At 68.9% G+C, this 17,454-nt stretch carries 18 protein-coding genes; 12 read left to right on the top strand and 6 right to left on the bottom strand.

From position 1 onward, the window contains the following. Window positions 1-17: 17 nt before the first annotated feature. From QMK34_RS11865 to QMK34_RS11855, 3 genes are read left to right on the top strand one after another with little or no spacing between them, the layout of a single operon-like run. The gene (locus QMK34_RS11865; protein WP_326413860.1) at window positions 18-824 is read left to right on the top strand and encodes an ABC transporter ATP-binding protein; all 807 of its coding nucleotides are present in this window, start codon (window positions 18-20) and stop codon (window positions 822-824) included. Next, window positions 821-2,200 carry a hypothetical protein gene (locus tag QMK34_RS11860; RefSeq protein ID WP_326413808.1) on the top strand — a complete coding sequence of 460 codons (1,380 nt, stop codon included), beginning with the start codon at window positions 821-823 and terminating at the stop codon, window positions 2,198-2,200. Before QMK34_RS11865 ends, QMK34_RS11860 begins: the two co-directional genes overlap by 4 nt. Beyond that, window positions 2,197-2,784 (top strand): hypothetical protein, encoded by a 588-nt coding sequence (locus QMK34_RS11855; protein ID WP_326413807.1) that lies wholly within the window; start codon window positions 2,197-2,199, stop codon window positions 2,782-2,784. The genes QMK34_RS11860 and QMK34_RS11855 overlap by 4 nt, the downstream gene beginning before the upstream one ends. A 12-nt stretch (window positions 2,785-2,796) precedes the next feature. On the opposite strand, the gene QMK34_RS11850 is transcribed toward QMK34_RS11855, so the two are convergent. The 5 genes from QMK34_RS11850 to efeU form a co-directional block, all read right to left on the bottom strand. Then, entirely contained in the window at window positions 2,797-3,213 is a 417-nt protein-coding gene (locus QMK34_RS11850; RefSeq protein WP_326413806.1) for a PPOX class F420-dependent oxidoreductase, read from the bottom strand. 22 nt (window positions 3,214-3,235) lie between these two features. Then, entirely contained in the window at window positions 3,236-4,303 is a 1,068-nt protein-coding gene (locus QMK34_RS11845) for an LLM class flavin-dependent oxidoreductase (RefSeq protein ID WP_326413805.1), read from the bottom strand. 100 nt (window positions 4,304-4,403) lie between these two features. After that, window positions 4,404-5,681 (bottom strand): iron uptake transporter deferrochelatase/peroxidase subunit, encoded by a 1,278-nt coding sequence (gene efeB, locus QMK34_RS11840; RefSeq protein WP_326413804.1) that lies wholly within the window; start codon window positions 5,679-5,681, stop codon window positions 4,404-4,406. Then, a complete protein-coding gene (efeO, locus tag QMK34_RS11835; RefSeq protein WP_442785136.1) occupies window positions 5,678-6,829 on the bottom strand; it encodes an iron uptake system protein EfeO in 1,152 nt (383 codons plus the stop codon). The genes efeB and efeO overlap by 4 nt, the downstream gene beginning before the upstream one ends. Then, window positions 6,826-7,674 (bottom strand): iron uptake transporter permease EfeU, encoded by an 849-nt coding sequence (efeU, locus tag QMK34_RS11830; protein ID WP_326413801.1) that lies wholly within the window; start codon window positions 7,672-7,674, stop codon window positions 6,826-6,828. Before efeU ends, efeO begins: the two co-directional genes overlap by 4 nt. A gap of 274 nt (window positions 7,675-7,948) precedes the next feature. On the opposite strand from efeU, the gene QMK34_RS11825 reads away from it, so the two are divergent. Together QMK34_RS11825 and QMK34_RS11820 are read left to right on the top strand one after the other, a co-directional pair. Continuing rightward, window positions 7,949-8,785, top strand: coding sequence for a murein transglycosylase (locus QMK34_RS11825; protein WP_442785135.1), 837 nt, complete (start codon window positions 7,949-7,951; stop codon window positions 8,783-8,785). Window positions 8,786-9,051: 266 nt separating this feature from the next. Next, window positions 9,052-9,627 (top strand): helix-turn-helix domain-containing protein, encoded by a 576-nt coding sequence (locus tag QMK34_RS11820; protein WP_326413800.1) that lies wholly within the window; start codon window positions 9,052-9,054, stop codon window positions 9,625-9,627. On the opposite strand, the gene QMK34_RS11815 is transcribed toward QMK34_RS11820, so the two are convergent. Next, the gene (locus QMK34_RS11815) at window positions 9,624-10,028 is read right to left on the bottom strand and encodes a tetratricopeptide repeat protein (protein ID WP_326413799.1); all 405 of its coding nucleotides are present in this window, start codon (window positions 10,026-10,028) and stop codon (window positions 9,624-9,626) included. The two genes, QMK34_RS11820 and QMK34_RS11815, sit on opposite strands and share 4 nt — an antisense overlap. Window positions 10,029-10,100: 72 nt before the next feature. Here QMK34_RS11815 and QMK34_RS11810 point away from each other — a divergent pair, with 72 nt between their 5' ends. From QMK34_RS11810 to QMK34_RS11780, 7 genes are all read left to right on the top strand, one after another. Then, complete coding sequence (locus tag QMK34_RS11810) at window positions 10,101-10,565, top strand: VOC family protein (RefSeq protein ID WP_326413798.1); 465 nt, start codon at window positions 10,101-10,103, stop codon at window positions 10,563-10,565. Between the two features lie 84 nt (window positions 10,566-10,649). Then, entirely contained in the window at window positions 10,650-11,936 is a 1,287-nt protein-coding gene (gene eno, locus QMK34_RS11805; RefSeq protein WP_326413797.1) for a phosphopyruvate hydratase, read from the top strand. Window positions 11,937-11,942: 6 nt separating this feature from the next. Further along, window positions 11,943-12,476 carry an FtsB family cell division protein gene (locus tag QMK34_RS11800; protein WP_326413796.1) on the top strand — a complete coding sequence of 178 codons (534 nt, stop codon included), beginning with the start codon at window positions 11,943-11,945 and terminating at the stop codon, window positions 12,474-12,476. An 80-nt stretch (window positions 12,477-12,556) separates the two neighbouring features. After that, a complete protein-coding gene (locus QMK34_RS11795) occupies window positions 12,557-13,066 on the top strand; it encodes a DUF501 domain-containing protein (protein WP_326413795.1) in 510 nt (169 codons plus the stop codon). A 196-nt stretch (window positions 13,067-13,262) separates the two neighbouring features. Then, window positions 13,263-14,444 (top strand): lytic transglycosylase domain-containing protein, encoded by a 1,182-nt coding sequence (locus tag QMK34_RS11790; protein WP_326413794.1) that lies wholly within the window; start codon window positions 13,263-13,265, stop codon window positions 14,442-14,444. 98 nt (window positions 14,445-14,542) lie between these two features. Continuing rightward, a complete protein-coding gene (locus QMK34_RS11785) occupies window positions 14,543-15,496 on the top strand; it encodes a Ppx/GppA phosphatase family protein (RefSeq protein WP_326413792.1) in 954 nt (317 codons plus the stop codon). 286 nt (window positions 15,497-15,782) lie between these two features. Continuing rightward, window positions 15,783-17,390 carry a peptide ABC transporter substrate-binding protein gene (locus QMK34_RS11780; RefSeq protein WP_326413791.1) on the top strand — a complete coding sequence of 536 codons (1,608 nt, stop codon included), beginning with the start codon at window positions 15,783-15,785 and terminating at the stop codon, window positions 17,388-17,390. Window positions 17,391-17,454 lie beyond the last annotated feature (64 nt).

The following is a 17,454-nucleotide window of genomic DNA, read 5'->3' as shown; positions in this document are numbered from 1 at the left end:
CAGAGGAGTACACGATGATGCGCGCTGTCGGAGCCGCCGAGGTGGCACCCCCGGCCTACGCCTTCGAGATCCGGGCCGAGGGGCTGAAGGTCCGCGTCGGACGGAAGAAACTGGCCGTCGACGGTCTCGACCTCTCGCTCGGCCACGGGGTGCACGGTCTGCTGGGGCCCAACGGCGCGGGCAAGACCACGCTGATCCGGGCCATGGCCACGGTGCTGCGGCCGGCGGCGGGGGAGCTGGCGCTGCTCGGTGAGTCCGTCGGGGGACACATCGACCAGCGCGGGCTCCGCCGCCGGATCGGGTACCTGCCGCAGGATTTCGGCTACTACAAGCGATTCACCGTCCGTGAGTTCGTCGAGTATCTGGCGTGGCTCAAGGAGATGTCCAAAAAGGACGTTCCGGCGGCGGTGCAGCGGGCGATCGAGCGGGTGGGCCTCGCCGACCGCGCCGACGACCGGATGAAGACGCTGTCCGGCGGCATGGTCCGGCGGGCGGGGATCGCGCAGGCGCTGGTCAACGACCCGCAGATCCTGCTGCTCGACGAGCCGACGGCCGGGCTCGACCCGGCGCAGCGGTTGCGGTTCCGCGAGTTGCTGCACCAACTCGGCCAGGACACCTGTGTCGTCGTGTCGACCCACCTCGTCGAGGACGTCGCCGCGGCCTGCACCGACGTCGTGCTGTTGGCAGACGGGAAACTCCGGTTCCAGGGCACCCCGGACGAGCTCGTCGCCGCCGGCACGCCGGAGCACAACGGCGACAGCCCCATTGAGCGCGGCTATTCGGCGCTGCTCAGCGGCGTCGACTCGGGGCGGGGGGCCTGGTGAGCGCGCGGATCCTGCGGATCGAGCTCCGCCGGTCGATCGCGCCGTGGGCGGGCCTTGCCATCCTGCTGGTGGCGGCCGGTTTCACCTATTTCTTCAGCGGACCATGGTGGAAAGGCTCCGCGGCCTGGAACCTGCAGTGGACGTCCGTGACGGTCTGGCTGCGGTACCTGCTGGTCTTCCTCTGGCCACTTTCGGTCGGCGCGGGCGCGCTGCAGGGCCTGCGCGATCACCGCTCCGGCATGTCCGAGCTCGTGTCGACGACCCCGCGTCCCGCCTGGCAGCGGGCCGGGACGACGGCGCTGGCCTTGGTGCTCATGCAATTCGCGGGCTACCTCGTGTTCTTCGTCGGCGGTGCGATGCAGGTCATGGGAAACGCCTCGTACGCGCATCTCGGCTGGCTGCCCATCCTGTTCGTCGGCCTGCTCGCCCTCGTCGCGGGAGGCTGGCTGGGCATGGGCCTCGGCCGCAGCCTCCCGTTCGCGCTCACCCCGCCGGTCCTGGCGGTCCTGTCGCTGGTGGGCATGATCTTTTTGAGCCTCGCGACGGCGTCCGGCTCAGCGGTGGAGACCCTGTTGCCGGGCCGTGCCGTGCTGCTTTCCCCGGTGCTGCCCCAGCCGCGCGACGCCTTCTCGACCATCGCCGGATCGGTGAGTCTCGGCCAAGCCGTCTGGCTGATCGGCGTGGCCGCCACGGGATTCCTTCTGCTGATGGCCGGGAGCGTGCGGGCCAGGGCGCTCGCGCTGGTGCCGGTGGCCCTCGGTGCGGCGATCGCGCTGCCGGTGCTGCCCGCGGAGAACGCGGACACCTTCGTCTTCGACGCGGGTGCGTCGGCACAGGTGTGCTCCGGCCAGATCTGTGTCCGGAAGGTGCACGAGACCCGGCTCGGCATGCTCACCGGGCCGGGGCAGGAGGCGTTGCGCCTGCTGGCGAAGCTGCCGGGGGCGCCGACCTCGGTGCGGGAAACCCTCTACCCGCAACTCCTTCACGGGATACAGCCGCGCACGGCCGATGTCGTGTCCGTGGACTTCGACGACTGGCGCTTCCGCGGCGCGACAGGAGAAGTGCTGACGCGAAGCTTGCTCGCGGGCGCCGGAACGCCTTCGTGTTTCGGCACCAGTGACGGTAGGAACGACCGCGACGACGCTCTGCGAGACCAGGCCGCTCGGTCCGTCGCGGCAGGCTGGCTGCTGGGTGATCGCGAACTCGAGCTGGTGAAGCACTACTCCCTCGATCGGCCCATGATCGACGCGCTGGCCCAACCGGTCTGGAAGGCGTTGCGCGCACTGCCGCCCGAGGAGCAGCAGGCACGGATCGCGGCTTTGCGGGCCGCTTCGCTGTCCTGCCATGGTGATCTGCTGGCGGTGCTCGCCCGATGAGATGGTTCGTGCTCTTCACCCGTTCGCGTCAGGTGCCCGTGTCGCTCGTGGCACTGCTGGTCAGCACCGGACTGCTGGGATGGGCCGTGCTGGCCGCCGGTCAGCGCGGCGGGACGCTGCCCGTGTTGATCCTCGTGTCCGCGGTGATGGCGATGTCGGCCGGGTTGAGCGGGCAGGACAGCGCACTCGACCGGACGGCCGCGATCCGCTGGCCGCCCCGCCGCGCGGCGCACGTCGTGCTCATCGGGGTGGTGAGCGGGGCCGCTTTCCTCGCGGTGCGGTTGCTGGGCTCGGTGGGATCGGTGGGAACCGAGCTCGCGCCGCTCGGTCTGGTCGCGCTCGACTGCGCCGGGCTGGCAGGGCTGGCCGCGCTCGGGGCGACGGCGTTCGGCGGGGCGATGGCTTGGGCGGTGCCGTTCGCCTGGTTCTTGATCGCGGTCTTCGTCCCGCGGTCGCCGGACACCGCGGTCCTGGTGGTGACCTGGCTGCTCCAGCCGCCCGGCACCCCGGCCGCCACCTGGACCGCGCTGGTGCTCGGCGTCGCGGGCACCGCCGTCTACGCCGTCAGCGGCCCCCGGCGCTAACCCACTGCCCTTTCAGACGTTCCGGTTGTGCGGGACGAGCTCGTGTGGCTCGTGCTCGGGGTCGTCGACGCCGAAGCTGATCACGCGCTCGGGGTGGATGCGGATCAGCGCGCCGTCGAGGTGATCGTCGGCCAGCGCGGGGGACGGCGCGATCACCTCGGCGTGGCCCCGGATCTCGAGACAGCGGACCCGCCAGGGGTCGGTCGACAGGATGTCGTCGACGACGAACGCGACCCGCCCGTTGTCGGCGATGTTGCGGTACTTGCGGCTCTGGGCGAGGTTCATGCCGAGCACGTCGATCGTCGAGGTTTCGGGGTTGAAACTGAACCCGACCGGGCTCACCTGCAGGGTCCCGTTCGGCTGCACGGTCGCCATGCGGCCGTGGATCTGGGTGGTCAGGTACTCGACTTCCGCTTTGCTGAAGGTCATGTTCCCAGCCTGCGACCTCTAGTTAACTCGAAGTCAAGGGCGTGAGTGAGCGGACCCTCGGGACCACCTGTTCGGCGAACCGGCGCATCTCGGTCTCGAACGGCTGGAACTGCAGCATGAACGTCTCGATGCCCAGGTCGGCCCAGTCGCGGATCCGCCGCGCGACGGTGTCGTAACTGCCGACCAGGCCCGCCGCGGTGCCGCCGTTCGTGCCGATGTGCGGGTACTTGGCGAACGTCTGGAACATGACGGCCTTCGGGTCGGCATCCGCGACGAGCGCCTCCCAACGCGCCTTACCCGCCTCCGCGAGCTCCCACAGCGAGGCGAGCTCCGCCGCTGCTTCCGCGTCGGTGTCCCGCGCGACGACGAACGCCGACAGTCCAAAGCGGACTGGGGCACCTTCGCGCTGGCGTGCCGCGACGTCGTCGATCAGGCGGGTGACCTCGTCGCGCGGCTGGCCGTTGATGAACCAGACGTCGGCCTTGTCCGCGACGAGCGCGCGGGCCGGGCCGGACTCGCCGCCGACGTAGATCGTCGGCCGCGTGCGGAACTCGTCGATCGGCCGCAGCTGGTAGTCCTGGACCTGGAAGTACTTGCCCTGAAAGGAAGTCCGCTCGCCGTTGAGCAGCGAGCGGACGACGGTGACCCACTCCCGCCCGTACGCGTACCGCTCGTCGTGTTCGGCGAACGGGATGCCCGCGCGCTCCAGCTCCGGCTTGAACCAGGCGTTGACCAGGTTGAGCCCGAACCGCCCGCCGCTGATCTGTTCGATCTGCAACGCTTGCTTCGCGAGCACGACCGGATGTACGAGGTACGGCTTGATCGCGGCGATGATCTCGATCCGTTCGGTCAGCGCCGCGAGCGCCGCCGCCGAGGTCCAGGTCTCCAGCTGGTCGAGCTCGTCGCCGAAGGGGTTGACGAGGTGCTGCGCGATCAGCGTCGAGTCGAAGCCGAGCTTGTCCGCTTCGACGATCAGGTCGCGGTTACGGCGCCAGGTGGCGTCGACCGGATCCCGGGGATGGTCGAACGGTCCCCACGAGCCGTAGACGACGGCCCAGACGCCGAACCTGGGATGCACGACAGCTGCCACGGCGAGACTCCTTGCCCAGTGGGAAAGAACGCGCTCACCGTGCCGAATTCACCCTCCGCGCGCAACCGATCTCAGCCCGTGGTCGCCCCCTCGCAACTCGTCAGAAGAGCCCGTCGCCCCAGTAACCGCCTTCGCGGACGCCGGGCGGGACGGCAAAATGTGCGGAGCCGTTGTGCTGGACGTACTCCATCATGGCGTCCTTTGAGGACAGTGCCTGCTGCATCGGGACGAACTGCTTGCGGGTGTCCCGGTTGAACGCCAGGAAGAACAGCCCGGCCTCCAGGTGCCCGACGCCGTCCGAGCCGTCGACGAAGTTGTACCCGCGACGAAGGATCTTCGCGCCCTTCAACGTCTCGTGCGAAGCCAGCCGCACGTGGGCGTCCTCCGCCACCAGCGGCACCCCACCCTCGCCGCCGACCTGCAGGTCCACCGGGTCGAACTCGGCGGTCTGCCCCAGTGGCGAGCCGGTTCCCTTGGTACGCCCGATGATCTGTTCCTGGCCACTGAGCGGCTCGCGGTCCCAGGTCTCGATGTGCATCCGGATCCGCCGTGCGACGAGGAACGAGCCGCCCGCCATCCACGGCTGCCCGTCCTCGGCCGTGGCCCACACCTGGTCGCGCAGGATTTCGGTGTCCTCGGACTTGACGTTGTTCGTCCCGTCCTTGAACCCGAACAGGTTCCGGGGCGTGACCTGCGAGCGCGAGGTCGACGAGCTGCGCCCGAACCCGAGCTGCGACCAGCGGACCTCGGTGACGCCGAAGCCCAGCCGCACCAGGTTCCGCACGGCGTGCACGGCGACCTGCGGATCGTTCGCGCAGGCCTGGATGCAGAGATCGCCCCCGCTGCGGGCCGGGTCGAGCTTGTCCTTCGGGAACACCGGTAGGTCGATCAGCGCGGCGGGCCGTTTCCCGGCGAGGCCGAACCGGCCGTCGAACAGCGACGGCCCGAACCCGATGGTCAGCGTGAGCGAGGCCGCGGGCAGGTCCAGCGCCTCGCCGGTGTCGCCCGGCGGGGCGACGGCCGAACCGCCGACGGCGCCGCCGGGCACGACCTCCTGCCCCGTGGTCATCCGCCTGGCCGCGTCGGTCCACGTCCGCAGCAGCTTGACCAGCTTTTCGCGGTCCCTGGTCGTGACGTCGAGCGCCGCGAAGTGCAGGTTCTGCTGCGTCGCGGTGGTGATCCCGGCCTGGTGCTCGCCGTGGAAATCGACGGTGTTCACCGCGGCCTGCGCCGGGTTCCCGCCGTTGACCTTGTCGATGCCGAAACCGACGGCGGCACCGGTGCCCGCCAGCGCGACGCCCGCGCCGGCGAGCCCGAACAGCTTCCGGCGGGAGACGCGGGTGCGCTCCTCGTCCGTTCCCGGGGTTGACGAAGTCACCGCGCCACTACCTCCGCGACTTTGCTCAGGGGCTCGCTCAAGGCGTCGACAGCCGAGGCGAATTCCTTGATCTGATCGGGCGAGAGTTCGTTGTAGAACTTGAAGCCGTCACCCGCGCGCTGCTTGTCCAGCAGCGCTTGGACGTTCGCGAACTCCTTGTCCAAAGTGGACACGAGGGTGGCGTCCTTCTCCTGCAGCACCGGGCGCAGCGAGTTGATCGCGCCCTTGGAGCCGTCGAGGTTCGCCTGGAAGTCGAACAGGTCGGTATGCGAGAAGGCCTCCTCCTCGCCGGTGATCTTGCCGGTCGCGACCTCGTCCATCAGGCCCTTGGCGCCGTTGGCCAGGTCCAGCGGGGTGAGCTGCAGAGCCTTGGCCTTGCCGACCAGGTCCTTGACGTCGACGAGGAGCTTGTCGGCGATCGCGCCGCTGTCGGCCTGCAGGCCGGTCTTCCAGAGGTCCTTCTCGAGCCGGTGGAACCCGGTGAACTTCTGGCCGGGCTCGAGGTCCGCCTCGCGCGCGTCGATCAGCGGGTCCAGGTCGCCGAACTTCTCCGCGACCGGCTCGATGCGCTCGTAGTAGACGCGGGTGCGGGCGTATCCTGCCTTCGCCTCGTCGACCTTCTTCGCCTTGACGGCGTCGACGAACTTGGCCGTCTCCTCCTCGAGCGCGGCCGTGTTGTTCGAGATGTAGTCGGCGTAGCTCTTGGTGGCCGCGGCCTTCAGCGCGCTGGCGTTGGTCTGCTTCGCCGCGCCACCGGTGATGGTGAAGTCGCTGCGGATGCCGTTGCCCGCCATCCCCGGCTTGCAGGTCGCCTGGTACTTGCCAGCGTCGGCGACCTCGACGATCAGCCGCCGGTTCAGCCCTGGCGCGATGTTCTCCACCTCGCCCATGATCCGGTCGCCCTCGGCGTAGAGGTAGAACTCGGTGACCTTGGTGCCCTTGTTGGTGATCTCGAAGGTCACGTTGCCCGCGTTCGCGGTGCTCGCCGACACCGCACACGCGGTGTCGGTGGCCTCGACCCTGATCGGGCCGCCTGCCGCGCCGGCGGCGGCCGTGTCGCCCTTGCTGTCGCAGGCGGTCAGCACCGCGAGGGCGCTGACGCCGGCCAGCACGGCCAGCGGGGTTCGGCGGGACTTGAGCACGATCACTCCTTTGTGGCGGCCGCGGCGGGCTGGGCCGTCGCGGTCTTGTTCTTGGTGGGCCTGAGGAACAGCGGCAGCACGACGACCACGTACGCGAGCCAGGCGACGGCCTGCAGGACGGTGGTCTGCTGCGAGTAGTTGAGGATCCCCTTGAGCAGCGCGCCATACCAGGAGCTCTCGGGCAGCACGTTCGACGCGTCGAAGGCCAGCGAGCCGATGCCGGGGATGAAGGCGGCTTCCTGCAGGTCGTGCAGGCCGTAGCCGAGCACGCCGGCGGCGACGAACACCAGCAGCACGCCGGTGATCGTGAAGAACTTCGACAGGTTGAACCGCACGGCGCCGCGGTAGAGCAGGTACGCCAGGACGATCGCGATCAGGATGCCGGCGCCGAAGCCGAGTAGCGGCTGTGCCGTGCCCTCCTGCGCGGTCTGGACGGCGGAGTAGAAGAAGACGGCCGTCTCGAGGCCCTCTCGGCCGACGGCGAGGAAGGAGAGCAGCAGGATCGCGAACGGGCCGACGTCGATCGCCTGGTCCATCTTGCCGCGCAGTTCCGCGGCGATGCTGCGAGAGGCCTTGCGCATCCAGAAGATCATCGCGGTGACGAACACGACCGCGATGATCGAGAGGCCGCCGCCGAGCAGCTCCTGGTGCTGGAAGGACAGCTGCGCGGTGGTGAAGGTGAGGATCGCGCCGACCGCGACGGACAGGACGACGGCCGCGGCGACGCCCGGCCACACCCAGCGCAGCGCGTGTTTGCGGTCGGTCTTGACCAGGAAGGCGACCAGGATGCTGACCACGAGGGCTGCTTCGAGGCCTTCTCTCAGCCCAATGAGCGCACTCGAAAACAACATCGGTCTGCCTCCTCGCGTGTGAACCCTGACGTGAAGGTTTTAGGTAAGGCTCACCTGTAAGTCCAGTCGAGAGTACGCCCGAGCTATCCGGACATATCCGGTATAAAGTGCGAAACGACCAGGTTAGGTTAGGGTAACCGCAGGTCAGCGCCCTGCCATGGTGGTAGATAACGAATTATGTGATGTCGGCGGCTGGGACCGAATATTTACCTTGCGCTTGCTTTGCCGCCCGAGCGGCGGTCCCTCGTGCGGGTGGTCCCCGTAACCTGTCCGAGTGACCGATACCCCCCAGCCGGTTGCCGACCAGCTGCCGTCCGCCCCGCCGCCGCGCCGGTACTTCGGCAGGCTCGCACTGTCCGGGGCACTGATCGTGACCGCGCTCGTGCTGATCCTCACGATCGGGGTCGGTCATCAGGAGGAACCACCGGCCGCAGCCTCACCACCGGCGCCGACGCTGGCGGCCCAGGAACCGAAGCCCCAGCCGGGGGTGGCGGCCCCGCGCGCCGGGCTGGCGGCCCCGGTGGACCGGCCCAAGATGTCCGACCAGGCCGAACTCGACGCGTGGTCCCTGCGCGTGTCGGCGAAGACGAAGGTGCCGGCCCGCGTGCTCGCCGCGTACGGCCGCGCCGAGATGTGGATGCGCGGGCAGAAACCGTCCTGCCACCTGTCCTGGGCGACCCTCGCCGGGGTCGGCGGGGTCGAGGCCGCGCGGTTCGACGGGACGCAGATCGGCCCCGACGGCCGCGTGGCCAAGCCGATCGTCGGCCCGGCGCTCAACGGCGCCGGCGGTGCGACGGCCGTCCACGACACGGACGCGGGCAAGCTCGACGGCGACCTCCTCTGGGACCACCTCGTCGGCCCGCTGCGGTTCGCGCCCGCGACCTGGGTCAAGTACGCCGAGCGCGCGAGCGGCGACGGCGCGCCCGCCGACCCCCAGAACATCGACGACGGCGCGTTCACCGCCGCCCGCCGCCTGTGTGCGGGCGGCGACGACCTCGGCACCCCGGCGGGCTGGTGGAAGGCCCTGCCTGCCTACAACCCGGCCACCCCCTACGCCCAGGACGTCTTCACGGGAGCCGACTCCTACGCCGAAGCCAGCACCACCCCCTGACCCCTTCGCCCTCGAAAGCGGGAGCAAGGGACCTTTGCTGCCGTTTTTCGGTGCGCACTGCCCCTGAAGGCCACCATCACGGCGTTAGACGCCCCAAAAGTTCCCTTCGCGACCGCCACCCACCTTGGGGCGCAAGAGCGTGCCGTGAAGGGAGCCTTCGTGGCGTTAAACGCTGTCATGGTGGCCTTCAGGGACCGTCAAAGTGGGTGTTTGGGGCTGAGGGAGCGCGACTCAAGGGCGGTTGCTGATTTGGCAAGATGGACGTCATGGATGACGTCGAACGGGTGCTGGACGAGGTCGGGCCGCGGCTCAAGCGGTTGCGCCGGGAGCGCGGCACCACGCTGGCCGCGCTGGCCGAACGCACCGGCATCTCCGTGAGCACCCTGTCCCGGCTGGAGTCCGGCGGCCGTAAGGCGACACTGGAACTGTTGCTGACGCTGGCCAAGGCCTACCAGGTGCCGCTCGACGACCTGGTCGGCGCGCCGGCCGTCGAGGACCCGCGGGTGCGGCTCGAGCCGCGGAAGATGGGCGAGCTCACGGTCTGGCCGCTCACCGGCCAGCCCGGCCAGCCGCAGGCGTTCAAGCTGCTGGTCCCGCCGACCCGCACCGAGCCGGAGCTGCGCGTCCACGAGGGCTACGAGTGGCTCTACGTGTTGAGCGGCCGGTTGCGGCTCCTGCTCGGCGATCGCGACATGACGCTCGGCCCCGGTGAGGCCGCCGAGTTCGACACCCGGGTGCCGCACTGGTTCGGCAGTGCGGGCAACCGTCCCGTCGAACTGCTTTCGCTGTTCGGCAAGCAGGGTGAGCGGGCCCACTTCAAGGCCAGGGCGGCCAAGAGTTAGGGGTCCTGCAGCGCGATGCGGGCGCTGACCTCGCTGATCGCTTCCATGTACTCGGGGATCGGGTGCATCGCGGCGGCCATCCGCAGTTGCGTGAGGGCCTCCGGGTAGCGGCTCTGCCGTTGCAACGTCCGGCCCAGTACGAACCGCGCGTAGTGGTCGGTCGGGTCGAGTTCCAGCACCCGGGTGAACGCGCGCTCGGCCCGTCTTAACTGTGCGGAATGGAAGTAGGCACGGCCTGCCAGCAGCTGCACGCTCGGTTTGTCGGATTCGTCGTCCAGCAACGGTTCGAGCACCTTCAGTGCGTCCAGCGGTCGACGGCGTTCGACCAGGGCTTCGGCCTGACGGAAGGCATGGAACCGGGCTTCGCCGTTGTGCTCCGGTGCGGGTTCGGCGTCCATCATGGTCGGGTCCACATTACCCGCTGGGCAGGGTGTTTCTCGACTGTTGAAACGGGCGTGATGGACTGTGCGGTCATGAGCAGCGAGCAGGGGCACACCTATCTCGGCCTCGCGCCGTACCTGTACTACGCGGACGCGACAGCCGCGCTGGCCTGGCTGACCAGGGTCTTCGGGTTCACCGAGGAGGTCCGGTTCGTCGACTCCGGCGGCGAGGTCTTCCAGGCCACGCTCGTCGTCGGCGGCGCGCGGATCCAGCTGGCGGGCGTCGGCGCGGAGTACTGGGAAGCCAAGGGCGTCGACGGTCCGGTCGGGCAGCTGAACATCGTCTACGTCGACGACGCGAACGCCCAGTACGAGCGGGTGTGCGCCGCGCTGGGCGAGGACGTCGACGTCGAGCCCCCGCAGGATCAGCCCTACGGCGCGCGGGTGTTCACCGTGTCGGACATCGGCGGGAACAGCTGGACGTTCTGGCAGCAGACCACCGACGCCGTCGAGCTCCCGTCAGGCTGGCGTGAAGTGCGGGCATCGGACACGGCCTAGTCGGCCGTGCCTCCAACGGGTGAACCGCGCTGACAGCTAGGCTGGCGCTCATCACCGCAGGCACGACCCAATGAGGAGCATGGCGTGGCGCTCATCGAGCAGGTAGGCGCTCGCGAGATCTTGGACTCGCGAGGCAACCCCACTGTCGAAGTGGAGGTGGCTCTGGACGACGGCACGCTGGCGCGGGCCGCGGTCCCTTCGGGGGCGTCCACCGGCGAACACGAAGCCGTCGAACTGCGTGACGGCGACACCGGCCGCTACAACGGCAAGGGCGTCGAGCGCGCTGTCGCGGCCGTCCTGGACGAGATCGGCCCCGAGCTGGTCGGCGTCGAAGCCGTGGACCAGCGGATCGTGGACCAGAAGCTGGTCGACCTCGACGGCACGCCCGACAAGGGCCGTCTCGGTGCGAACGCCATCCTCGGTGTCTCGCTCGCCGTCGCGAAGGCCGCCGCGGAGTCCTCCGAGCTGGAGCTGTTCCGCTACCTCGGCGGGCCGAACGCGCACGTGCTGCCGGTGCCGATGCTGAACATCCTCAACGGTGGTTCGCACGCGGACACCGACGTGGACATCCAGGAGTTCATGATCGCGCCGATCGGCGCCGAGACCTTCCGCGAGGCCCTGCGCTGGGGCGCCGAGGTCTACCACGCGCTGAAGTCGGTGCTGAAGGACCGCGGCCTGTCCACCGGCCTCGGCGACGAGGGCGGCTTCGCGCCGAACCTCACCAGCAACCGCGACGCGCTGGACCTGATCCTCTCGGCCATCGAGAAGGCCGGTTACACGCCGGGCCGCGACATCGCGCTCGCGCTCGACGTGGCCGCCTCGGAGTTCTACTCCGACGGCACTTACACCTTCGAGGGCAGCAAGAAGAGTGCCGAGCAGCTCATCGGTTACTACACCGAGCTGGTCCGCGACTACCCGATGGTGTCCATTGAGGACGCGCTCAACGAGAACGACTGGGACGGCTGGGTGCGGCTCACCGCCGAGCTCGGCGACAAGGTCCAGCTCGTCGGCGACGACCTGTTCGTCACCAACCCGGACCGGCTCGAGGAGGGCATCACCCGCCGCGCCGCCAACGCGCTGCTGGTGAAGGTCAACCAGATCGGCACCCTGTCCGAGACGCTCGACGCGATCTCGCTGGCGACCTCGTTCGGCTACAAGTCGATGATGAGCCACCGCTCCGGTGAGACCGAGGACACGTTCATCGCGGACCTCGCCGTCGCCACCGGCGTCGGCCAGATCAAGACCGGCGCCCCGGCCCGCGGCGAGCGGGTCGCCAAGTACAACCAGCTGCTCCGCATCGAGGAGACTCTCGCGGACGCGGCACGCTACGCCGGCGACCTGGCCTTCCCGCGGTTCACGCCCGAGGCTTGATCGGGCATGGCTGACCGGGGGAGAGCGCGCAGCCGCGGCACCCGGACCGGCGGGGCCGCCTCCACGCGAGCCCGCCGGCCCGAACGGGGACGTCGCGGCTCGGCGGAGGACACCCGCACGCGGTTCCGCCGCGGGCTGGCCGCGAAGCGGGCGTCCGGTGCCGCGAAGGTGCTCGGCATGTCCACCACCCGCCGCGCGGCGGTGGTGGCGATCGTGGTGTGCGCCTTGGCGTTCACCATCGCCGTGCCCCTGCGCACCTACCTCAGCCAGAAGTCCGAAGTCACGCAGCAGCAGAACGACCAGGCCGCACTGCAGCGAGAGGTCGCTCAGCTCCAAGCCCGCCGCGACGAGCTGAGCGACCCCGCGCAGATCGAGGCCGAGGCGCGCCGCAGGCTGCGGTTCGTCAAGCCGGGCGAGACGCCGTACATCGTCCAGCTGCCCGAGGACAAGGCGCCCGCGCAGGCGCCCGCGCCGGGACAGCAGGCCGTCCCGAAGGGCTCTTGGTACGAGAAGCTGTGGGATCAGGTCGCGGGCTTCTGAAGGGGACATTCTTGAAATAGGCACTGCACGACACCGGACGTCGGGGAGGTCCCCTTCGGCCGTCTTATAGCCTGACGAACGTGAAAAGCACGGAAACGCCCCGGTTCGAGCCCGTCACCGACCTCGACCGGGAGGTCATCGCGGAACAGCTCGGCAGGCCGCCCCGTGCGCTGCGGGCGATCGCCGCGCGCTGCCCGAGCGGGCACCCATCGGTGGTGCAGACCAGCCCGCGCCTGGAGAACGGCACACCGTTCCCGACCCTCTACTACTTGACCTGCCCCAAGCTCAACTCACTGGTCGGCGGCATCGAGGCGTCCGGTCTGATGAAGGAGATGACCGAGCGGCTCTCGACCGACGAGGACCTCGCTGCGGCGTACCTGCGCACCCACGAGACGTACCTCGCGGAGCGCGACGCCATCGAGTCCCTCGGCACCCAGGTCACCGCGGGCGGTATGCCCGGCCGGGTCAAGTGCTTGCACGTCCACCTCGCGCACACCCTCGCCGTCGGGCCGGGCGTGAACCCGTTCGGCGACGAGACGCTCGCCCTGCTGCGTGCTGGCGGGTGGCCATCAGGTGACTGCGCCGGGTGACCGCGCCGGGTAACGCTTGCTCCGTGTGAACAGATAGTGGGTCTGGGTGGGTGAATTCAGCCGCTATCACCTGTTCGGTCACCTCGAAGGGGTGAATCGAGCCGGTGAGTACTGCATGGTGAGTACGGCAGTTTCACACGACATAAGTAAGCATCGGGTCACCTGTTCAGGGGACCCGACCGGGAGGGTTTGACGTATGCGTGTGCGGCACCGGCCAGGCGCCATCGGGGGCCTGGCCCGCAGACTCGGCCGCAGGCACCGCACCCTCCTCGCGATCACCGGCGGCGTGCTCGCCGTGGTGCCAGCCTTCGCCGCGTCCGGCGGTGCCGCGAGCTGGGTGAACGTGGCCAGCACCGTGCACAGTTCCGACGTCGCGCTCGAAGGTGGTTACGACCCGATCCTCGGTCAGGGGATCGGCGTCGACGGCAGCCTCCCGAACTCGCCGAGCCCGCTCCCGCTGCCCGCCTACGAGCTGCCCAACGGCCCGCTCGGCATCCCGTCCACCGCGCTCGACGCGTACAAGAAGGCGGCCGGGATCCTGACGGGCGAGCTGCCGGGCTGTCACGTCGACTGGGCACTGATCGCCAGCATCGGCCGCATCGAGTCCAACCACGCCCGTGGTGGGTACGTCGATGCCAAGGGCACCACCCTGGAGCCGATCCTCGGCCCGGTGCTCAACGGCGCCGGCCCGTTCGCGGCGGTCCCGGACACCGACCAGGGCCGGTTCGACGGCGACAAGGTGTGGGACCGCGCTGTCGGCCCGATGCAGTTCATCCCGTCGACCTGGTGGGGTTACGCCTCCGACGGCAACGGCGACGGCGAGTCCAACCCGAACAACATCTACGACGCCTCCCTGGCGACCGGCCGCTACCTCTGTTCCGGTGGCCTGGACCTCTCCAGCCCGGACCCGCTGCGCGCCGCGATCTACCGCTACAACAACTCGGACACGTACGTGAACACGGTCATCCTGTGGGCCGAGGCGTACCGCAACGGTGTCCTGCCCACGGCGGACAGCAAGGTCCCGGTCGGCGCCCCGAACGCGGCGGCCGCCCCGCCGCCCGCGGAGGTCCCGCCCCCACCGGTGCCCCCCACGCCGACACCGGGCACCAGTGCCCCCACGCTCCCCCCGACCCAGACGACGGGCACGTCGACGTCCACCCAGACGTCAACCACGCCGTCGCCCACCTGCACCCCCACGACAACAACGGTGACCCTGCCCACGACGTCGCCCCCCAACACGACGACATCCCCACCCGGATCCTCAACCACCCCGGCCCCACCCTCACCCTCCTGCACCTCCCCGACAACCACGACAACGACCACCACGGCGTCCCCCACCGCTTCAGCTGCCCCTGAAGGCCACCATCACGGCGTCTAACGCCGTGATGGTGGCCTTCAGGGGCAGTCAAAAGGTCCTGTCGAGGATTCGTGCGGTGGTTCCGCGAGTGCACCGGCCGACGAACTAAACTCGTCACCATGCCTCGTGTAGCCGCGATCGACTGTGGGACCAACTCCATCCGCCTCCTCGTCGCCGAGCTGACGCCACGCCATGACGGCACAGTGGACCTCCGTGACCTGCACCGCGAGATGCGGATCGTCCGGCTCGGCCAGGACGTCGACGCCACCGGACGGCTCGCGCCGGAAGCGCTGGAGCGCACCAGGGCCGCGCTGGTCGACTACGCGGCCGCCGCGCGCCGCAAGGGTGCCGAGAAGGTCCGGATGGTCGCGACCTCGGCGACGCGGGACGCGAGCAACCGCGACGAGTTCTTCGCGATGACCCGTGCGGTGCTGGGCACCGAGGCGGAGGTCATCAGCGGGGACGAGGAGGCGCGCCTGTCGTTCACCGGCGCGGTCGGCGAGCAGGATTCCGACGACGGCCCGTTCGTGGTGGTCGACGTCGGCGGCGGCTCGACGGAGCTGGTGCTGGGCACCTGGGACGGGCGCAAGGCCGAGGTGATCGCGGCCAAGTCGGTCGACATCGGCTGTGTGCGGATCACCGAGCGGGCGCTGAAGTCCGACCCGCCGAACGCCGCCGAGATCGCCGAGGCGCGGGAGCTGGCGGGCAAGATCCTCGCGCAGGCGTTCGACGTCGTGGACGTTTCGAAGGCGAAGACCTGGATCGGGGTGGCAGGCACCGTCACCACGCTCTCCGCGGTGGCGCAGGAGCTGCCGGCGTACGACTCCGAGCGCGTCCACCTCTCACGGCTCTCGCCCGCCGACCTCGATCGTGTCGCACAGTCACTGCTCACCGCGGATCACGCCACCCGGGCGGCCAACCCGGTGATCCACCCCGGACGGGTGGATGTGATCGGCGGCGGCTCGGTGATCATGCAGGTGCTCGCGGAGCAGCTCGCCGCTCGCGGCGGTCCGGTGGACCTGGTCATCAGCGAACACGACATTCTGGACGGCATCGCTCTTTCTCTGGTGTGACACTGCTTTGGTGTGACACTCCTTGGTGACACAGAGTTTCCGGCCGGTACACCTGCTCGTACCCCGGGTGCACGACTGATGACAAGCAGTGGAGGTTAACTCTTTCGGAGGATCCCTTTTCCTACGAAAGTTGTGCTCTGACTGGGTCTGCGTCTTCATCGTCACCCATTTGCAACACATCTGTCTGTGATCGTCCACCGCCCTCCCGCTAACGTCGTGTCACCATCGGGCCCGTGCGTCTACAGACGTGCGTGTCGCCCGTCAAGATGATTCAGGAGGGTGGGATATGCGGCTATCGCGCAGGTTCTGGGGAGCCACTGCGGTGGTGACAACCATGGCGCTGGTGCTGGCGGCTTGTGGTGGCGGCGGTGACACCAAGTCAGGCGCTTCGAACGCGGACGCCTCGGTGTCGGTCTACGGCACGGAGCCGCAGAACACCCTGATCCCGAGCAACACCAACGAGCTCGGCGGAACCAAGGCTGTCCAGCCCATGTTCGCCGCCCTCGTCGGTTACCGGGGCGACACGGCTGCCCCGTACAACCTGATGGCCGACTCGATCACGACGACCGACTCCAAGGTCTTCGACATCAAGATCAAGCAGGGCTGGAAGTTCCACGACGGCACCGAGGTCAAGGCGAAGAACTTCGTCGACGCCTGGAACTGGGCGGCCTACGGCCCCAACGGCCAGATCAACGAGGGCTTCTTCTCGGCGATCGAGGGCTACGACACCGTCAGCGCCAAGGCGCCGACCACGGACAAGATGACCGGCCTCAAGACCGTCGGTGACTACGAGTTCCAGGTCACCCTCTCGGCGCCGTTCTCGGTCTTCTCGACCATGATCGGCTACACGGCCTTCGCGCCGTTGCCGGACGTCTTCTTCAAGGACCCGAAGGCCTTCGGTGAGCACCCCGTCGGCAACGGCCCGCTGAAGTTCGTCTCCCGCACGCCGAACGTCAACATCAAGCTGACCCGCTTCGACGACTACAAGGGCGAGGACAAGGTCAAGTTCAAGGACCTCGAAGTCCGTATCTACGCCAGCCAGGAAACCGCGTACCAGGACCTCCAGAGCAACAAGCTCGACTTCATGGAGACCCTGCCGCCGTCGGCCATCGCCGGTGGCAAGTACAAGGCCGACCTCGGCGACAAACTCGTCCAGGGTCACCTGCTGGGCCTGAGCACCATCGCCGTGCCGTACTACGTGCCCGGCTACAACAACCCCGACCTGCGCAAGGCGATCTCGCTGGCGATCAACCGCGAGCAGATCACCAAGACGGTCATGAACGACACCTACGTCCCGGCCGACGGCTACGTCTCCCAGGGCATCGAGGGCTACCGCCCCGGCGTCTGCGGCGAGTTCTGCAAGTACGACCCGGCCAAGGCCAAGGAGTACTTCGCGAAGTCGGGCTTCAAGGGCAAGCTGACCATCGCCTCGAACGCCGACGGTGGCCGCAAGGAGCCGCTGGTGGCGGCGTGCAACAGCATCAAGAACGCCCTCGGCGTCGAGTGCGACTTCGTGCCTGCCACCGACTTCGGTCAGTGGCGCAGCATCGTCGTCGGCAAGAAGCTGACCGGCATGGGCCGTTCGGACTGGTCGGCGGACTACCCGTCGATCGAGGACTTCCTGAACCCGATCTACAAGACCGGCGCGTCCTCGAACGACTCGAGCTACTCCAACCCGGCCGTGGACGCGAAGCTGAAGCAGGCTGACGGCACCGCCGACAAGGCCGCCGCGATCAAGCTCTACCAGGAGGCGGAAGACCTGATCGCCAAGGACCTTCCCTCGATCCCGGTGTGGGACGAGAAGGGTGTCGCGGCGAAGTCGAGCCGGCTGAAGACGGCCAACCTCGACTTCCGCCGGCTGGCGGACTATTCCTCCATCGAAGTAGCGAGCTGACGCTTTTCCCACCATCTCGACCCCCTGAGTGGCTAGCGGCAGCACCCTGCCGCTAGCCACTCTC

This window comes from Amycolatopsis sp. H20-H5, from assembly GCF_035828755.1.
Taxonomy (GTDB): domain Bacteria; phylum Actinomycetota; class Actinomycetes; order Mycobacteriales; family Pseudonocardiaceae; genus Amycolatopsis.
This window is presented reverse-complemented; position numbering and strand designations above follow the sequence as displayed.